General features: G+C 46.4%; 7 protein-coding genes. 1 reads left to right on the forward strand and 6 read right to left on the reverse strand.

Annotation, left to right across the window (positions count from 1 at the left end):
• Positions 1–43 precede the first annotated feature (43 nt).
• Positions 44–1,501 (reverse strand): RHS repeat domain-containing protein, encoded by a 1,458-nt coding sequence (locus ACJJIE_RS09970; RefSeq protein WP_444894491.1) that lies wholly within the window; start codon positions 1,499–1,501, stop codon positions 44–46.
• A 348-nt stretch (positions 1,502–1,849) separates the two neighbouring features.
• On the opposite strand from ACJJIE_RS09970, the gene ACJJIE_RS09975 reads away from it, so the two are divergent.
• Positions 1,850–2,836 carry a transposase gene (locus ACJJIE_RS09975; RefSeq protein ID WP_444894492.1) on the forward strand — a complete coding sequence of 329 codons (987 nt, stop codon included), beginning with the start codon at positions 1,850–1,852 and terminating at the stop codon, positions 2,834–2,836.
• A 289-nt stretch (positions 2,837–3,125) separates the two neighbouring features.
• Here ACJJIE_RS09975 and ACJJIE_RS09980 read toward each other — a convergent pair whose 3' ends face one another.
• From ACJJIE_RS09980 to ACJJIE_RS10000, 5 genes are all read right to left on the reverse strand, one after another.
• Positions 3,126–7,283 (reverse strand): RHS repeat-associated core domain-containing protein, encoded by a 4,158-nt coding sequence (locus tag ACJJIE_RS09980; protein ID WP_444894493.1) that lies wholly within the window; start codon positions 7,281–7,283, stop codon positions 3,126–3,128.
• 66 nt (positions 7,284–7,349) lie between these two features.
• Complete coding sequence (locus ACJJIE_RS09985) at positions 7,350–7,859, reverse strand: tetratricopeptide repeat protein (RefSeq protein ID WP_282931919.1); 510 nt, start codon at positions 7,857–7,859, stop codon at positions 7,350–7,352.
• Positions 7,860–7,896: 37 nt separating this feature from the next.
• On the reverse strand, positions 7,897–9,033 hold the full coding sequence (locus tag ACJJIE_RS09990; RefSeq protein ID WP_444894494.1) for a FlgD immunoglobulin-like domain containing protein: 1,137 nt from the start codon (positions 9,031–9,033) through the stop codon (positions 7,897–7,899).
• A complete protein-coding gene (locus ACJJIE_RS09995) occupies positions 9,030–9,920 on the reverse strand; it encodes a TolB family protein (RefSeq protein WP_444894495.1) in 891 nt (296 codons plus the stop codon). The genes ACJJIE_RS09990 and ACJJIE_RS09995 overlap by 4 nt, the downstream gene beginning before the upstream one ends.
• 87 nt (positions 9,921–10,007) lie before the next feature.
• Positions 10,008–18,905, reverse strand: a complete 8,898-nt coding sequence (locus ACJJIE_RS10000) for a right-handed parallel beta-helix repeat-containing protein (protein ID WP_444894496.1) — start codon at positions 18,903–18,905, stop codon at positions 10,008–10,010.
• Positions 18,906–19,209: the final 304 nt, after the last annotated feature.

The following is a 19,209-nucleotide window of genomic DNA, read 5'->3' on the forward strand; positions in this document are numbered from 1 at the left end:
GCAATAAAACCCTTCCTTTTATACATTTATCATCCTGACCAATCTATTCACTACATTCACAGTCTTCACGAACTTTTTCTTTAAGTATCTCACACTTCTGACCAAAGTCCTTCTGTATGTCACTACAAAATGTAGCAAAACCTCCACCACCACCACCAGCAAGACCTATACCAGCCCCACCTGCCGGACCTAAGACATCTTTAGCAAAACGTGTTGAAGCAGCGCCCTTTGATAAAAGTCCCAATGCTGTTCCACATAAAAGCCTAGTAGTACTTGCATTATCTAAACACTGTCTATAAGCACTGCTAGCCTTTTGCTCACAAGAAAGGCCTTCATATTCACGAGGCTCAGTACAAACCATTTTATTTCCAACTATTTTACATTCAGCTCCACCTGGCACGGTAAGTAAGCCAAATGGATCAATATTAGATACGGGATTACCTTCTACATATCCGTAAATATTTAACCCACCTTGAAGCCCAATCGGATCACTCTGCAAGTAACGTCCAGTGCTCGGATCGTAGTCCCTAAAGTAGTTGTAATGCAATCCACTTTCCTCATCGTAGTACTGTCCAGGGAATCGCATATTAAATACAACAACTTGACCGTCCCCATCTACATCATTATTGGTAACGGTTTCGCCAAATGCTGTACGTGAACTACGCCAGATGGACTCTCCGTCTCTATTTATTATTAGTCTGGGCGTACTTAAGTGATCGCTGTAAACCGAATATGATGCATAGGCATCAGTAACCTGAAGCGGAGTGTAGTTATCAGGTAAGAAGTCATAACGCTTGGTAAGGCTTACAGTGTTACCGTCTTCTTTAAACTCAGCGATTAGTTGAGCACCATTCCATAAAAACCAAGTAGTAGTGCCATCCACAGTTTTAAAGAGGCGCCGGCCACTAACTCCATAACCATAACTGGCAATAGTAGAGCCATCGGTATAACTCGTAAGGCGATTTTCCAAGTCATAAGCAAAGGTTTTATTTTCCGCCCCAGTAATAGACGTTAAACTACCATCATCATAGCTTCGGATCAACGCTTCGTTATTTTGACTGACCAACTGATTATTATTATTGTATTCATAAGCGGAACCATCACTTGGATCTTCCCGGTTACCTACTCCATCGTAAGTAAAAGCCTCATCGTTAAGAGACGTGCTATCAGGATAGTCGGCACCTGTAAGCCTGCCTAACCCATCATAAGAAAATGATTGAGTACCATCGTTATCGCTATAGCTAGTGATATTTTTTGCCGTATTAAAACTATAAGTTAAGGCTTCCAATGTCGTACTGGAAGAATCGGTAACAGAGGAGCTACTTAAAGTACCATCAGTATTGTAGTTATCAGTTCGAGTTATGCCGGAGGCGTAACTAAGGCTAATCAAGCGATCAGCATTATCGTAACCGAAGGTATGACTACTGCCAGCCAAAGTAGCATTAGTTAAACGTGCATAATCATCATAGCTGAAGCTGTTACTGGCGAGTACGCCGCCCATTTCAACAGTATTATCAAAGCTAAGCCCACTAAGTTTGCCTAGAGAGTTATAGGAATAGTTAAGAATACGGTCTCCACCAGGAATATAGTGGTTAGCCGTTTGGGATAGTCGATTTAATACGTCATAACTATTTGTGTAAAGCGCGGTGTCTTGTATAGCCGAGTCAACTGCCTGAGTCAGCTGTCCATTATCATTGTAGGTAAAACTCTGGGTACGCTCTGCATTATGGAAAACTCAACAGTTCTGGACACCCACGAAATAGAAAGTATAAACCGCCAGCCCTATTGACAAAAGATTAAAACCTCACAAAATGCTGTATGTTCATACAGCATTTTGTGCGTACAGCCAATGACTCTACCGCGAAGTGCCCAGATATCTCTGGATACAACACCCTATTATCACTGCGTTTCCCGCTGTGTGCGGCGTGCATTTCTGTGTGGTAGAGATACTGAATCCGGAAAAGATTATGAGCATCGGCGCGAATGGATTGAAAGCCGTATGTATAAGTTGGCCGAGGTGTTTGCTCTAGATATTGCCGCCTATGCGGTAATGAGTAATCACTACCATATAGTGCTATATATTGACACAGAATCGGCTAACAAGTGGTCTATTCCAGAGGTAATTACTCGCTGGCAAAAGCTATTTAAGGCTTCCAGCTTAGCTCAGCGCTATCTTCAGGGCGATGCCCTCGATCACTGTGAGGTAACCAAACTAAAAGAAGTTGTTTCCCTATGGCGGGAGCGCCTAATGGATATTAGCTGGTTTATGCGCTGCTTAAATGAATCTATCGCTCGCCAGGCCAATGCTGAGGACAACTGTACAGGCCGCTTTTGGGAAGGCCGTTTTAAGTCCCAGGCCTTACTGGATGAAAGGGCCCTCGCCGCCTGTATGGCTTATGTAGACCTCAACCCGATCCGTGCCAATATTGCCAAGACACCTGAAGAATCTGATTACACTTCGATTCAACAGCGTATTCGTACGACAGTCTCAGGCAAGCAGCCAAAAAATTTACTTCCATTTGTCGGCGGTGATCGTTTGAATATGCCAAAAGGGCTACCCTTTCAATTGGATCACTATTTGGAGTTGGTAGACTGGAGTGGTCGGCATTTAGACCCCAGAAAACGAGGCTGTATTACCGAAAACACGCCCCCTATCCTTGAACGGCTCAGTATTTCACCCAAACACTGGCGATATCTCAATCGAAATTTTGAAAGTCGCTTTAAAGGCTTAGTGGGATCGGTGGAGGCGGTAAAGCAAGCTTGCATCCAACTCGATAAACGCTGGGTACATGGTATAGCTGATTGCCGGCGCTTCCTCTCAGCTACGCCCTTCTAATTTATCCCTACTCCAAGTGCTCGATAGCTGCTCTTTTATCCAAAAATAGCGATTCCCAAAACCTAACTACCAATTCCCAGCATTTCGCCTTCTTTACCTCTTAATCAAAGAGAAAGAGCCGCCAGAGAGGGAGTCAGTTCAATTACTGATACCCTCCTCCCTTCTTTGGCTGTCCTAGAGTCCTAGAGTCCTAGAATCTTCAATCTTTGGGTGTCCAGGAATTTACTACTTTTATTCAATCTTTGGGTGTCCAGGAATTTACTACTTTTATAACCTGCCCCATCGATGATCAATTCTCTAATGCGTCGACGAAATCACTATCAAATATTTTATTTAGAAAACTATCTGTATCTACTTCAAAGTCATGAAACTGAGTGTCTTGGCTAGGTTGCCATGGATCACCCGTTTGCCCTCTGCAGCGCGCAGACCCATTAGAACCAGCAGAAACCTTTATAGTTTTTTTGTATTCTTTTCCGCAATCATCTTTACATAAACAGTTATAAGTGCATATCTTTTCACCGTCAATTCGAGTCCCTGTTTGAGGTGCCCGACAATTACATTTATCGAGTCCTAGTAAATCTATATACATCAATGGATTGCTACCCACGTACTCATAGGTGTTCAACCCACCACTCAGGCCGATAGGATCAGACTGTATATACCGTCCAATAATAGGGTCATAATCCCGATAATAGTTATAATGCAAGCCACTCTCACCATCGTAATACTGTCCCGGGAAGCGATTATTGAATTCAACAGTTTGACTATCTCCATCCACATCATTTTCGACAGTGGTTTCCCCAAAGACAGTACGAGAACTACGCCAGATAATTTTTTCGTCGTCATTAATCAACAGTCTCGGTGTATCCAGATGATCACTGTAAACTGCGTAAGTACCATTGGTATCTGCAACCTGAAGCGGAGAGTAAGCACCGGGAAAGAAATCATAGCGCTGAATAAGCTTTGTAGTTCCACCATCTTCCTCAAACTCTGCTATTAATTGGGAACCATCCCATAAAAACCAAGTGGTAGTACCATCCACAGTCTTAAAAAGGCGGCGGCCACTAACTCCATAACCATAACTGGCGATAGTAGTGCCATCAGTGTAACTCGTAAGTCGATTACCCAAATCATAAGTAAAAGATTTACTTTCCGCTCCTTTAACGGAGATTAAATTACCATCATCATCATAGCTACGAATCAACGCCTCGTTATTTTGGCTAATCAACTGGTTATTACTGTTGTATTCGTAGGCCTCACTATCAACTGGGTCTTCGCGGTTACCTACCCCATCGTAGGCAAAGGTTTCGTCAGTGAAGACTGTATTATCTGGATAGTCAGCGCTAGTAAGCCGATCTACCCCATCATAAGTAAATAACTGAGTACCATCATTGTCACTGTAAGTTGTGATATTTTTTGCTGCATCAAAACTGTAACCTAAGGCTTCCAATGTAGTATTGGATGAGTCAACGACACTAGAGCTATTTAAAGTGCCATCACTATTGTAATTATTGGTGCGGCTGGCGCCAGAGGCATATGTAATACTGATCAAACGATCGGCGGTATTATAGCCTATAGTGTGACCATTACCTGCCAATGTAGCATTAGTTAAGCGAGCGTAATCGTCATAGTCAAAGCTATGGCTAGTGATTACACCACTCGTTTCGGCAGTATTATCAAGACTAAGTCCACTAAGTTTACCTAGAGAATTATAGGAATAGTTAAGAATACGATCTCCACCAGGAATATAGTGGTTAGCGGTTTGGGATATACGATTTAATGCGTCATAAATATTTGTATAAAGCGCAGTACTCTGTATGGCTGAGTCAAAAGCCTGAGTAAGTTGTCCATTATCATTGTAGGAAAAACTCTGAGTACGCTCAGTCTTATTGCTGGTATGATCTGTAGCACTGGCAAAATGCTCAATACTAGTCAGCGCACCCCAATCTGCATAACTGTAAGCCAATATCTGCCCACGAGCTCCAATTTTGATGGCAAGGCGATCACGATCATCGTAGCTATAAGTAATAGTTTCTCCGCCAGGGCGAGCTTCTCTAGTTTTACGCCCTAAGCGATCATAGGTGTAAGTTGTAGTGTTATTTTCTGGGTCGGTTACAGTCAGTAGATTTCCGATAGCATCGTAACTATAAGATGTGACAAGACCCGGGCTAATCCCTTGCTGTTCCGTTGTAGTCAAACGATCCAGTGCATCGTAAGCATATAGAGTAGCGCGATTTAAGGGGTCAGTAGTGCTAACGGCATTACCAAAGGCATCATAACTATAATTGACCACACTACCCTCAGGGTCAGTGGTGCTAGCCAGATTGCCACGTACATCATAACTAGAGGCAGTAGTATTTCCTAATGCATCACTGATGCTTAAACTCCGCCCCAAGCTATCGTAGGTGTAGTTCTGGTAGGTAGTCTTAGCTCCAGTACTATCCTGACGTTCAATGCTAATAAGTCGGTCTTTACCATCGTAGTTGAACAAAGTGATCTGCCCAACAGTAATCTCTTCGGTAGCGCTATCGGTATTGCGCCCTATTTCCACCTGAACCAAATTATTATCTGTGTAGGTGTAATGAGTTTCCTCGTTCAAGGCGTTAGTAATCTGCACCAGGCGGTTTTTATCGTCGTAGGTGTAGGTAGTAGTGTTACCCATAGCATCAGTAGCGGTCAGCCGATTACCCGCTTGGTCATAGGTATAGAATTGCTCACCGGTGGTCAAAGCATTGCCGTTTTGGTCTTTCCAATACACACGAGTGGGATAAAGGCTATCACCCTCATATTCCAGCACATTCTGACTACCATCAGCGTAGGTGGTAGCAATGAGCTGGTTACGAGTATTGTAGCTATAGCTAGTAGTTTGATAACTGCCGTCGGCCTTTAATTGCTTGGTGCTGGCTAAGGTCTCGGGACTTCCATCGCTATCGTAGTTAAAAGTGTACTCGGTGCGGAATACAGTGGTTTCATCAGCAGAGGAGACCACCTCTTTACTGGCTATCCAGCCACCTTCGTAAGTCCAGCTAGTGGTGATGATTTCACCACTAGCCAAGTTAACCGCTTTACTCAGACGACGGTTATCAGTGTTGTAGGTGTAATCAATAGCTCGGGCCAAGGTGCGATCGCCATTATCATCAGCCAGGCCATAACGTTCTTCACGGGTAACATTGTTGTTAGCATCGCGGGTTTTTACCGTGAGGTAGCCCGCTTGGTCCTCGTACTCCACTGTGCGGCCATCCTCGTTAAACACATAGCGCTCAGTGGTGGTATAGGGGTTATTACCATCAGCATCGGTAATGGTGGTAGTGACTTTGGTTTCATAACCCTCAGTAACATAGTCAAACTCGAAGGTTAGATTGCCGTAGACCTCTTTGATCACCCGATCTTCAGAATCGTAGGTTTCCTCATAGGGCGTAGCGTTTTCACCCACTTGGAAATAGGTCAGGTTGTGGCTATCGTTACTGTCTTCGTATTTATAGGTAGATACCAGCCCTTCCAGGCCGGTGACTTTAATCAGGTTGCCTGAAGTTAGGGTATTGCCTTCACTATCATCCAGCGTGTCGTGGCTATAAACAACAGTACGGCCGGTGTGATCCACCGCCTGGGTAACACGACCGGTGTCACTGTCGTGACTAAAGCTAACGTAATTACCACTCAGGCTGCCATCTGCCAGGCGCTCTTCAATTTTTTGCAACTGATAGCTATAGGCCACCGTCATCGGCTTAGAGGGATCAACGGAATAGAGGGAAGTACCAACGATAGGGAAACGTTCACTGCTGTAAGTAAACTCTAAGCGCTGACCGCTTTTATTTTCCCGCGCAGTTAGTCGGCCCTCTGCATCGTAGTAATCCTTGCGCCCATTATTATGGGCAAAGGTATAGGTGCCGTCACTATCTTCGCTAAGGGTACCGCGCAAACCTGCAACATCGCTTACATAGGCACCGCCACTGTAAACAAACTCAGCGCGGTGCCCGGCACAATAGCGGATTATTACTTTATCATCGGGATACTCATACAAGCGGTAGTCGTGATCGAAAGCCCAGCCATACCCCAGGGCACTATCGTAATCTGACTGGTTATTGTATTTACGTATAATTTGAATCGGGTAGCTGCCTTTCACCACCATATCAGTTTCTTTATGGCGTTCCTGACCGCTGAAAAGTACGACCGTCCCCCCCTCAACGGACTCTTTGGGGCAGCCTCCCCCAACACCACTATCACCGCCACCGCTATCATCACTGTTAGAGCCGGTACCACCACCAAAGGTGTGCGCCTGGGTAGGGCTGGCAGCAATAGCCAGGGTTAAAGCCAGCATCGCTGAAGCTAGGGGCGGACGAATCGAGTTCGCGCTTGCGCAGACGCGCCGGGCGCCTTCCAAGGTTTTGCTAAATCCAGCAAGGGCTTTTAGCGGTGTTTTTAGTATTTTGTTGGCAAAACTGCTCATGGGTATTCCCTATCCCCCAACTACTGGCCAGGAGTGTGATTCTTATTCAGTACAAATCGGACGATATTATTGTGCGGCACGCCACAGGCGATAATCTTTCAAAGCGGTTTGTTCCTGCTCATCCTTGCCCTGTGCCTGGTAAGCCTGGGCCAAGCCAAGATAGGCGTGGCCGTGCTCCGGGTGGTTTTTTATTAGGCGGCTGAAATAGGTTTCCGCTTCTGCCCACTGCTGCTGTTGAATGGCGATTTGGGCCAATAATTGCAGGGCTTGGCGATGGGTTCTATTTTGTTTCAATACCACTGAAGCGTGCTTCTTGGCTTTTTCGTACTTGCCTAACTTCTTTTCCAGCTGGGCCAATTCAATCATGGCCGGGTAGTTTTGCGGTTGCTGTCGCAGCAGGCGGTTGTACAAGGCTCGCGCCCGCTTGTAATCCTTTTGTTCAACCGCCGCTTGGGCTTCAGCTTGGGAGACCTGCTGGATATGGGCGCTCGGCTTGGCTGCGTAAGCTCCAGTACTGGCAAAAAGCGCAATGATTGCCAGGGATAGAATCTGGATTAATTCCGTCGTTCGCTTCATGGTTCACATCCTTCTGAATATCTAATTCGCATTAGAGTTAATCTTTATGAGCGAGAGTGTTCGCTGAGCCTTCAGTTTGGGGTTTTTCAATAACCACTTTTAGGGTGGCCATACCAAAGTTGCCCAGGTAGCCGCGTAAATTTACCGTGAGATAGTGCTCGCCAGGGTTGTGGTTGCGGCTGTCCCAGCGATAAGTGGTGGGGAAGTAACCCACCTCGTTCTCATAAATGTACTGTCCGTCGACAAAGTACACCGGCTCAAACCTTTTTGAGGCCAGCTGCGCGATATGCTCCGGCTGTACATTAATGCGTACCGGTACAGTGCCGCTAACTATCGGGGTGCCTTCGCTATTTTTGCGGTAGTCCCCCACCAGTGAAATTTCTAGCGGGAAATCTCCCCGGCTCAATGCGTCCCGTTGCGCGGGGGCGTGAATACGCGGGCGATGGGATTTCTTTTTTTGTCGTGGGCTTTGTCCCCACGGCATATCCTGCACAAAACGGGCGTCAGAAGATAATTTATCCCCGCTCACCAGAATGGTATTGCGGGGCAAGGCGAAGGCATTGAGAATTAATTCCAGTGCTGGGTGGCCCTTTAAATTCAGGGCACCGGAGGCATCCTCCCCATCCCAGGCTTCTGTTTGTTGGCCAGACCCACGCGGCACCCAGTCAATAATATTATTCAGCAGTGGGCCGTTATTTTTTAATCCCACCCGAATTGCGACGCGGGCCATTTGCGGCAGGGTGTAATCCACACTGCCCTGCTCCGCATTCCAACTCAGATCGTTGACCGCAACACTTTCACCACCGGTAATATCAGTCAGGTCGTACTCGGCAGTTTGCTCGCCGGCTTTTGCACTGATGGTGTAGTGATAAGCCTCTGCGGGTACCGGGCGCCCCTGCTGGTCGGTGCCGTCCCACTGCCACTGGTGATCGCCCACCGCCAGCTGTTCGCGGTATTCCGTTTTGATCAGCAGGTCGCGAGCGTCGTAGATATTAATCGTGACGTTGGCCTGTGTATCAATATGGTAATTCAGAGCGAACTGTTCCCCCTGGGCGGGGGCAAACGAGCGGGATTCAATATTGACCCCGGAAATAGACAGCCCGTAGCCAGCCAAGGGTGTAACCAGAGCGGCCAATACTGCGGTGAGGCCGATTTTTTTTAACATCTTATTCATAGTACTGATTTGCCTTGCGCGGGCTGTGGCCGCCATAGGGGTTTACGGGCACCGCTGGTAAATTGGGTCAGCTGGGTTAACTCACCATCATCGAGCGTTAACCTCCACAGGTTATAGGCACCGTCGCGGGTAGACTGAAATACAACGGCATCACCTTTTGGAGACCAGCTGGGGGCGGCATCCAGTGCGGCATCGGTGGTGAGCTGTTTGAGTTTTCCGTTGCTCTCGCGCAACCACAGGTCGTAGTTACCGGCACGGTTACTGGAAAATACCAATCGGCCTTTTGTATCGGCGACAACATCAAAGTTGTAAAGACTGTTAAAAGTCAGCTGCCGCTTGCTTCCGGAAACTAAATCCAGCGCCCAGATATCGTGGGCTTCGCCACCATCCCCGGATAAGAAATACACGGTCTTGCCATCTGGATGCCAGCGGGGTTCGTGCTGCATATGACGCATATTGGTGAGTTTTTGCTGGTCGCTGCCATCCAATGGCAATCGCCACAAGTTGTTATCGTCAACACTGTCGGAGGTGCTGAGAGAAAAGACTACAGATTTTCCATCCGGCGCTAGGCTCGCATCAATAAAACCTTTAAGCGGCATTGTTATTGGCAATTCTTTGGAGCTGGCCAGCCCCACTTCATGCAGTTCACCCTGGCTGCCATTTACCAGCAAACGCTTGCCATCGGGAAACCAGCTAAGGCTATTTTTATCGAAGGCTGAGTGGGTGAGTTGCCGGTGTTGTTGGCCCTCGGTATCCATTACCCATACCTGCCAGTACCCCTGTTTGCCCGGGGCCAGGTAAGCAATATCCTCTTCTGCGTAAACGCAGGCACACCATAGCAATGCACAAGTCACAATGACCACGTTGGACTTTAGTAAGGCTTTCACGTTGTTCTCTTGGTTGTTTTTTGATTTAACGCCGACTTGTCAGTTAGGCGCTAACGGTGAACTAAAACACCGCTAGCGCCCTAATCATTATTGATACAGCTGCAATGCGCCGTAGTAAGTGGTACTGGCTCCGGTAGTTGCCGAAGTCGCTTCTATCCAGAAACTGTACACACCTTCATCCGAGACCATAATCGCGTTGCCATCGCTCTCTTCATAACCGGTCCACTCCACCTCGTGAGTGGCTACTGCACCATCGCTGTCATTAGCGGCTTGCAGCTGGTTATCGATCAAGGTGATCGCTCCGGCATCTGTCGGGTCACCGATATCCGGCGGTAACAGTTTGAAGGTTACGTAGGAGTCCTGATCCAACAAGTAAGCTACTTTCGAGATTTGATCGTAGCTGTGGTACATCAAATAAGGATCGGATTTAACTTCGATATTGGGTGCGTCCAGTGTGCCGCTGATACTTGGGTTTATGCCGTCAATAATTACCACGTTGGTGGGCAGAACTTCAGGTGCTGGCACATAGGTGTAAAAAGACCCAGTAGTAAGTACGCCATCAGCGGTGCGACCATCCCAAGTCATATAGTGGGTACCGGCCTCCATGGGGACATTATCATAGACAATATGAGTATCTCCCCCATCTGGCGTGACCTCCATATAGACACGCACATTCGCCGTGGGCGTAACTTCAGTTTTCATAAAGTCGTTTTGTACCGCATTCATGGTGGTATCCATGCTTCCCATTAAGATATCGCTGGTACTTCCACCATCTTCAATAACATACACCCCTTCCACACTGCCACTCACTGCAGTCAGGAAGTAGGTATATGCTTCTTCCGGAACATAATTACCCTCGTCATCCTTGCCATCCCAACTCAGGGAATAGCTACCCGCACTATCAAAGGTTTCCACCACACTGCGAACCAGCTCTTCAGTTTGCTCGTCTTTAATATCCAACGTAACGGTAGCGCCGGCAGACAAGTCAAAGCTGATTATCAGGCTTTCATCGGCAATCGGATTCACTGTGGTTTGATTGCGGCTGACATTGGTAATACTGAGTAGATCAAGGGTGATTGTGCGAATAATAGTTGTGATATTGCCAGCCCGATCAGTGGCAATCAAACGTATTTGATAGTCACCACTGGCCGGCGCCTCAACTGTACCATCAACGGAGTTAAGTACCCACTCAGCCAAGGTGCTTTCACTGATCTCTGATGTTGAATACTTAAGACTTACCCAGTTATCGATATCACCGCTCAATTGGTAATCCACGGAGTAGTCAACGAAGAAATTGTCGATAGCACTACCTTCAATCTCCAGTGTCGTGGTCCCAGTTGATAAAGTATCGCCATCATTAACATTGTTCATTAATGCTATAGGGGCGGTATTATCCAGCTCTACCCAAATAGCACCCGCGCGATAACTGGTATTCTCCGCATCAGTTACCTTCAAGAATAAATAGTAACGACCATCATTCAATACGGTACTGCCACTGTCAGTACCATCCCAATCGATATTAATAGCTGTACCAGTTCCAGAGAAAGTATTCACAACAGTTCCGGATTTATTACTGATTTCCAGACTCCAAGTGCTACTTGAACTCAAGGTGGCAGTAATGGCTAATGTATCCTGGTTGCCATCACTATTCGGGGAGAAATATTCGTAATTCCCATTTAAGTTAGATGTTATTACGCGGCTCTCTGCAGCAAGGGCATTACTGTGATCTACGACAGTCTCTGGCGAATCAACCCCGATAATATCTACACCCCACTCTGGTAAAGCACTGCCCCACCAGTTGCCAGTAACATTCAACACCAGCGCCGAGCTACTACCATAGTTATTAAGGTACAAGCTGCCGTTGGTATTACCATAGAGATCATTGCCGGTAATCGTGGGGGTGGGATTGGTTGCATCACTGCCCGAACCATTCAGGTAAATACCATAATTATTATCGATAAAACTATTACCCGTTAAGCTCGGTGAAGAGGCCCCGGTAATATATGCACCGTAATTCAAGCCAGTAACAATATTGTCAGTTACTGCTGACGATGCAGTATCCAGGGCTATCCCTATACCTGTGTAATCCGTATTTTGGATTAAGTTATTGGCAATAGTGCCACCAGCAAGATTGTTAACACTGATTCCGCTTTCGCTAAAGTCAGTAATAATGCTGTTGGTAACACTGAACGCAGAGGGTGAAGTCGCAGAAACTGCAGTTTCTGCATATTGGATGTAAGCATTATCAATACTGACACTGCCACCACTTGCTACGACGATACCCTGCCAATCACCTGCCGCAGGATATTGGGCCTCACTGGTGAATAGTACCGGCTGGGAGCTGGAACCACTAACTACCAGATCTCCCTCTACTGTTAGTGAGTGACCAGCAGGGAATACCAATACTGCTCCTGCTTCTAGGGTTAAACTCACACCACTATTTACGTTTATATTGTCAACAACAATATAGGAACCTGCGACCAAACTCGTATCGGTGTCGATATCGAAGCGGAGGTAGTGATCATATACTGAACTTCCATTAGCTCTATTTAAATAGCCACTGTAATCCACGATCGGCTTATAGTTGGCGCTGGAGGAACTGGTAGCGTAATCTATGATTTCTGCTTCAATCGATTCCGTATCCGTAGTATTCCACCAATTACCCGTGGCATTGACAGTGAGCGCCCCACTTTCGTAATAATCAGTGAATATATCGTAACCACTATTACTATGAATGCTGTTACCAGTGATCACGGGTTGCGGATCGTAGTCTGCGTCCCTCCTTCCATACAAATAAAAGCCGTAGCTGCTATTACCAGCAATGGTATTGCCAGTAATAACTGGAGTGGTAACCCCACTGCTGAACCCTGAAATACGAATGCCGACACGATTATTCATGATCATATTGCCACTGACGGTGACATCCGCAGTACCGATCAGATTCACCCCATATTCATTCGCATATTGAATGGTACTGTTACTAATTGAGCCACTAGCGTTATAGGCATAAACACCGCTCTCATCAAAACGCTGCAAGGTACTATTATCGAGACTAAAGATGCTGCCTGAGGCAGCATAAAGACCGTAATCCCCGTACTCTATTGTTACATAATCCAAATTCACCGTGCCGCCACTTTGCGCCACGATGCCATACCAATCTCCGGCAGCGGGTGCGCTCTCATCACTGGTGAATACAATCGGGCTATCACTCGTGCCCTGTGCATCTAAGGTACCGTAAACCTTGAGGCTAAATCGTCCACCCACTTCTATGCGTGCACCCGGCTCGATCGTCAAGGTCACACCACTTTTTACGTGCAGCGAACTCACTAAGGTATAAGTCGTGTCTGCTAACAGAGTGGTATCTTCGGTTAGGTAGCCAATCAGGCCATTGTCGATCACTGCACTACCGTCTTCGGCATCCAGAAAACCGCTGAAATCTACTATCGGACGATAAGAGGTACTGTCGTTATAATCGTAGACCTCTGGACCAATATCTCCTGGATCCGTGGTGTTCCACCAGTTGCCCGTGGCATTGACAGTGAGCGCCCCACTTTCGTAATAATCAGTGAATATATCGTAACCACTATTACTATGAATGCTGTTACCAGTGATCACGGGTTGCGGATCGTAGTCTGCGTCCCTCCTTCCATACAAATAAAAGCCGTAGCTGCTATTACCAGCAATGGTATTGCCAGTAATAACTGGAGTGGTAACCCCACTGCTGAACCCTGAAATACGAATGCCGACACGATTATTCATGATCATATTGCCACTGACGGTGACATCCGCAGTACCGATCAGATTCACCCCATATTCATTCGCATATTGAATGGTACTGTTACTAATTGAGCCACTAGCGTTATAGGCATAAACACCGCTCTCATCAAAACGCTGCAAGGTACTATTATCGAGACTAAAGATGCTGCCTGAGGCAGCATAAAGACCGTAATCCCCGTACTCTATTGTTACATAATCCAAATTCACCGTGCCGCCACTTTGCGCCACGATGCCATACCAATCTCCGGCAGCGGGTGCGCTCTCATCACTGGTAAATACAATCGGGCTATCACTCGTGCCCTGTGCATCTAAGGTACCGTAAACCTTGAGGCTAAATCGTCCACCCACTTCTATGCGTGCACCCGGCTCGATCGTCAAGGTCACACCACTTTTTACGTGCAGCGAACTCACTAAGGTATAAGTCGTGTCTGCTAACAGAGTGGTATCTTCGGTTAGGTAGCCAATCAGGCCATTGTCGATCACTGCACTACCGTCTTCGGCATCCAGAAAACCGCTGAAATCTACTATCGGACGATAAGAGGTACTGTCGTTATAATCGTAGACCTCTGGACCAATATCTCCTGGATCCGTGGTGTTCCACCAGTTGCCCGTGGCATTAACGGTAAGCACACCGCTTTCGTAATAGTTGGTATATAAATCGTAACTACTGTTACTGTAAATGCTGTTGCCCGTAATCGTAGGCTGTGGATCGTAGCCTGCGTCCTTTACCCCATACAAATAGAAGCCGTAGCTACTACTACCAGTAACGGTATTACCCGTGATCGTTGGGGTGGTAGCAGTACCGCTATAGCCCTTAATATAAAATCCATATTTGTTATCGATAACTGCGTTGTCACTGACGGTGACATCCGCTACACCGTATAGGTATACCCCTGCATTTTCAGCATACTGAATGGTGCTATTACTTACTGAGCCACTAGCGTTATAGGCATAAACACCACTTTCATCAAAGTGCTGCAAGGTACTATTATTGAGACTAAAGGTGCTGCCTGAGGCAGCATAAAGACCGTAATCCCCGTACTCTATTGTTACATAATCCAAATTTACCGTGCCGCCACTTTGCGCCACGATGCCAAACCAGTCTCCGACACTAGGTGTACTTTCATCACTGGTGAATACAATCGGATTATCACTGGTGCCCTGTGCATCTAAGGTACCGTAAACCTTGAGGCTAAATCGTCCACCCACTTCTATACGCGCACCCGGCTCGATCGTCAAGGTCACACCACTTTTTACGTGCAGCGAACTCACTAAGGTGTAAGTCGTGTCTGCTAACAGAGTGGTATCTTCGGTTAGGTAGCCAATCAGGCCATTGTCGATCACTGCACTACCATCTTCGGCATCCAGAAAACCGCTGAAATCTACTATCGGACGATAAGAGGTACTGTCGTTATAATCGTAAACCTCTGGACCAATATCTCCTGGATCCGTGGTGTTCCACCAGTTGCCCGTGGCATTAACGGTAAGCACACCACTTTCGTAATAGTTGGTATATAAATCGTAACTGTTGTTACTGTAAATGCTGTTGCCCGTAATCGTAGGCTGTGGATCGTAGCCTGCGTCCTTTACCCCATACAAATAGAAGCCGTAGCTACTACTACCAGTAACGGTATTACCCGTGATCGTTGGGGTGGTAACAGTACCGCTATAGCCCTTAATATAAAATCCATATTTGTTATCGATTACTGAGTTATCACTGACCGTGACATCCGCTACACCATATAGGTATACCCCAGCATTACCTGCATATTGAATAGTCGTGTTATTAATTGAGCCACTAGCGTTATAGGCATAAACACCGTTCCCATCAAAGTGCTGCAAGGTACTATTGCTGAGACTAAAGGTACTGCCCGAGGCAGCATAAAGACCGTAATCCCCGTACTCTATTGTTACATAATCCAAATCCACCGTGCCGCCACTTTGTGCCACGATGCCATACCAATCTCCGGCAGCGGGTGCGCTCTCATCACTGGTGAATACAATCGGGCTATCGCTGGTGCCCTGTGCATCCAAAGTGCCATAAACCTTGAGACGAAACCTTCCCCCCACTTCAATACGAGCGCCGGGTTCTATCGTCAAAGTTACTCCACTCTGCACATGTACGTGGCTCTCGAAGGTGTAAGTTGTACCCGCCACCAAGGTGGTATCTTCTGTTAAATAACCACTTAAGCCATTCGTGATTACTGCACTACCGTCTTCCGCATCCAGAAAACCGCTGAAATCTACTATCGGACGATAAGAGGTACTGTCGTTATAATCGTAAACCTCTGGACCAATATCTCCTGGATCCGTGGTGTTCCACCAGTTGCCCGTGGCATTAACGGTAAGCACACCACTTTCGTAATAGTTGGTATATAAATCGTAACTGTTGTTACTGTAAATGCTGTTGCCCGTAATCGTAGGCTGTGGATCGTAGCCTGCGTCCTTTACCCCATACAAATAGAAGCCGTAGCTACTGCTACCGGTAACGGTGTTACCCGTGATCGTTGGGGTGGTAGCAGCACCGCTATAGCCCTTAATGTAAAACCCGTATTTGTTATCAATAACTACGTTATCACTGACGGTGACATCTGCTACACCGTATAGGTATACCCCAGAATTTTCAGCATACTGAATAGTATTGTTAATTATTGAGCCGCTGGCGTTATAGGCATAAACACCATCTTCCTCAATATATTGCACAACACTGTTGCTCAAACTAAAGCTACTACCTGACTGCGCATAAAGACCATACTCTCCATACTCCAACGTCACATAGTCCAGTTCTACCGAGCCGCCTTCGTCAACGCGAATACCTTTCCACTGACCACTGGATGCAGACTCTTCATCACTGGTAAATACAATTGGCGATTCACTGGTGCCTATGGCTTTTAGAGTTCCATCAACAACAATTCGATAGCCTCCACCCGACTCAATACGCGCACCTGGCTCTATAGTTAGTACCGTACCTGAACCAACGTAGAGGTGTCCTAACATGGTGTAGGTATTGCCCGAAAGCAAAGTAGTATCTTCTGTTAGGGTACCTATCAATGAATGACTGACTACTGCCACTCCATCTTCAGCATCCAAGAACCCACCATTATCGATAAATGGATTGGAGTCACTACCAGTATCGGTATGGTCATAAATTGTTGGAGAAATAGAACCAGGATCGGTGGCGTCCCACCAGTTACCTGTTGCATCAACGTTTGTCGTTGATCCACTTCCATAGTTTTTTGTATATACGTTGTAGGTACCGTTACTGTAAATACTGTTTCCATTAATTACTGGAAGGGGGTCGTAGCTGGCATTTCCTGCACCATATAAATAAAAGCCGTAACTACTATTATCGATAATTTGATTGTCGGTAATGGTTGGGGTGGTAACTCCACCACTAGCACCATGAATGTAAATACCGTATTTATTATCACTGACAATATTATTACTGACGGTTACATCTGCAACGAGATGCAAATACAGTCCAGCATTATCTGCATACTGAATGGTGTTATTACTAATTACGCCAGTAGAATTGTAGGCATAAATACCGCTCTTTGAAAAATTCTGTAATGTACTATTGCTGAGACTAAAGGTGCTACCAGGGGCTGCGTAAAGAGCACGATCTCCGTATTCCAAAGTCACATAGTCCAAGCTCACTACGCTACCGCTTTTTGCTTCAATGCCAGACCAATCACCTTTAGCTGGCGAGGCCTGTGCACTAGTAAATATTACCGGCGCGTCTGCTTCACCAGTAGCTGTGAGATTGCCGTTCACCTCAAAGGTGAAATAATCCTCAAATAGGACTGTCACGCCTTCATTAATAGTTAGAGTCACCCCACTATTAACATCCACATCCCCTGTCACTACATAGGTTTGATGTGCAGCAAGCTCTATATCTGAAGTAATATCGCCAGATAGTTCATTTAAAACACTCAGGTTATCGTATTCCAGCGTTTGCGCTTCACTGCCGGTAACTGCCACTGCAATTCCAGCCTTAACAATATCGTCGAAGCTGATCGAAACACTATCTACCTGAGTCCAACTTGCACCATCAGTAGAGATATAAGCTGTAATCGTGTCGCCATCACGCACTAATCTTAACCACTGGGGCAAGGCGCCAGTCTGTCCGGTGGTAATTAGCGTGTTGACTGTATCATCCGTATCTCGGGTGAAAAGTCCAATACTGTTATCAGACGGGTCCACTACCAATGCAATGGCTTTATCAGTTGCTTCCGTGCCATTTCGTAGGGCGATACCAGCAATGCCAGATCCACTATTGGTATGGCTGGATAAACGTGCAATCAATTCTCCCTGCTGCAACAGCTCTTGATATACAAAGTGCAGAGAGTAGGCATCATCCCACTCACCTGTATCAGCCAAGGCTGGACAAGTAGCAGTAGAAGAGAAAGTCAGCGTTAGGTCATCTAGGTAATTATTGTCGCTAACGCCAAGTGAGGTAGAACGTATGCCGTAGCGAGAAAGATCACCAATGCCCTCACCTACAGTATAGGTAAGACCAATATCACTTCCTCCTACAGTAACCGTCAACGTATCGCCAGAACGATTTAAAGTAACCGTTTGTCCAGTTGTTGGATGATTATCAGTTGCAGCCACCTGAGCTAAATTGGATTGACTCTCGGCATCTGTAAATTGAACCAGAGCCCATACGCCGGTTGAACCATCGCCTTGATACTGGACTCCATAACCAACATATTCAGAATCAGTCAGATAGATAGTGAGTGAATCAGTACCGGCTCCAGCGTCCGTTGATGAATTAATGAGGGCGCTGAGAGTAATTTCATCTGAATCGCTGAGCACCGTTGGGGCCAGCAGGACTTGATCAGTTTGGGCAGTTACAGTGGCGCGCTCATTGCGTAACGATAGAGCTTCACTACCAAAGCTATGAAACCCAAGCGAGGAGAGATCTTCACTAGAACTGGAGGAAAACTCTTCGGAAACCTGGTTTTCAGCTACACAAATTTCTGAAATTCCTAGGCTTAATGCCGCATCATCACCACTTAGAATCACATCACCGGTGCTGGCACCAACGATAGAAAGCTGCCAGGGAGAAACATCCTCATCCACTGCCACTTCAGCGTACGTAAATGCCGAAACACATACCAATGAGACAAACAAGTATTGCAACAGCTGCCTGGCATTATTTTGAAACACCAAAAGCCGTGAATGATTATAAGCTGAGCTGCGCATGAACATGCCTTCCCAATTTGCACCTTGAACTAATCGACGCACAACGGGCAGCTAGAAAGCCAAGCAACTCGGCCATCCACACAGTCAACTGAAAGAAAGCTCTGCAGAAATTAAAAGAACTAAATAGGTACTGATACCACTTGCTCAAAACTGCACTTCCAACAGTAATCCATACACCCTATATGCATCACACACTAAACCAAGGTTTGTGTGTCTTTTTCCGTAAAACCACAACCAACACATTACTGAATGCGCTGGATGACGCAATTTTCTGCAGTATACAAAAAGAAACGCCAAGCAATGT

This window comes from Microbulbifer maximicatervae (SeqCode), from assembly GCF_052467325.1.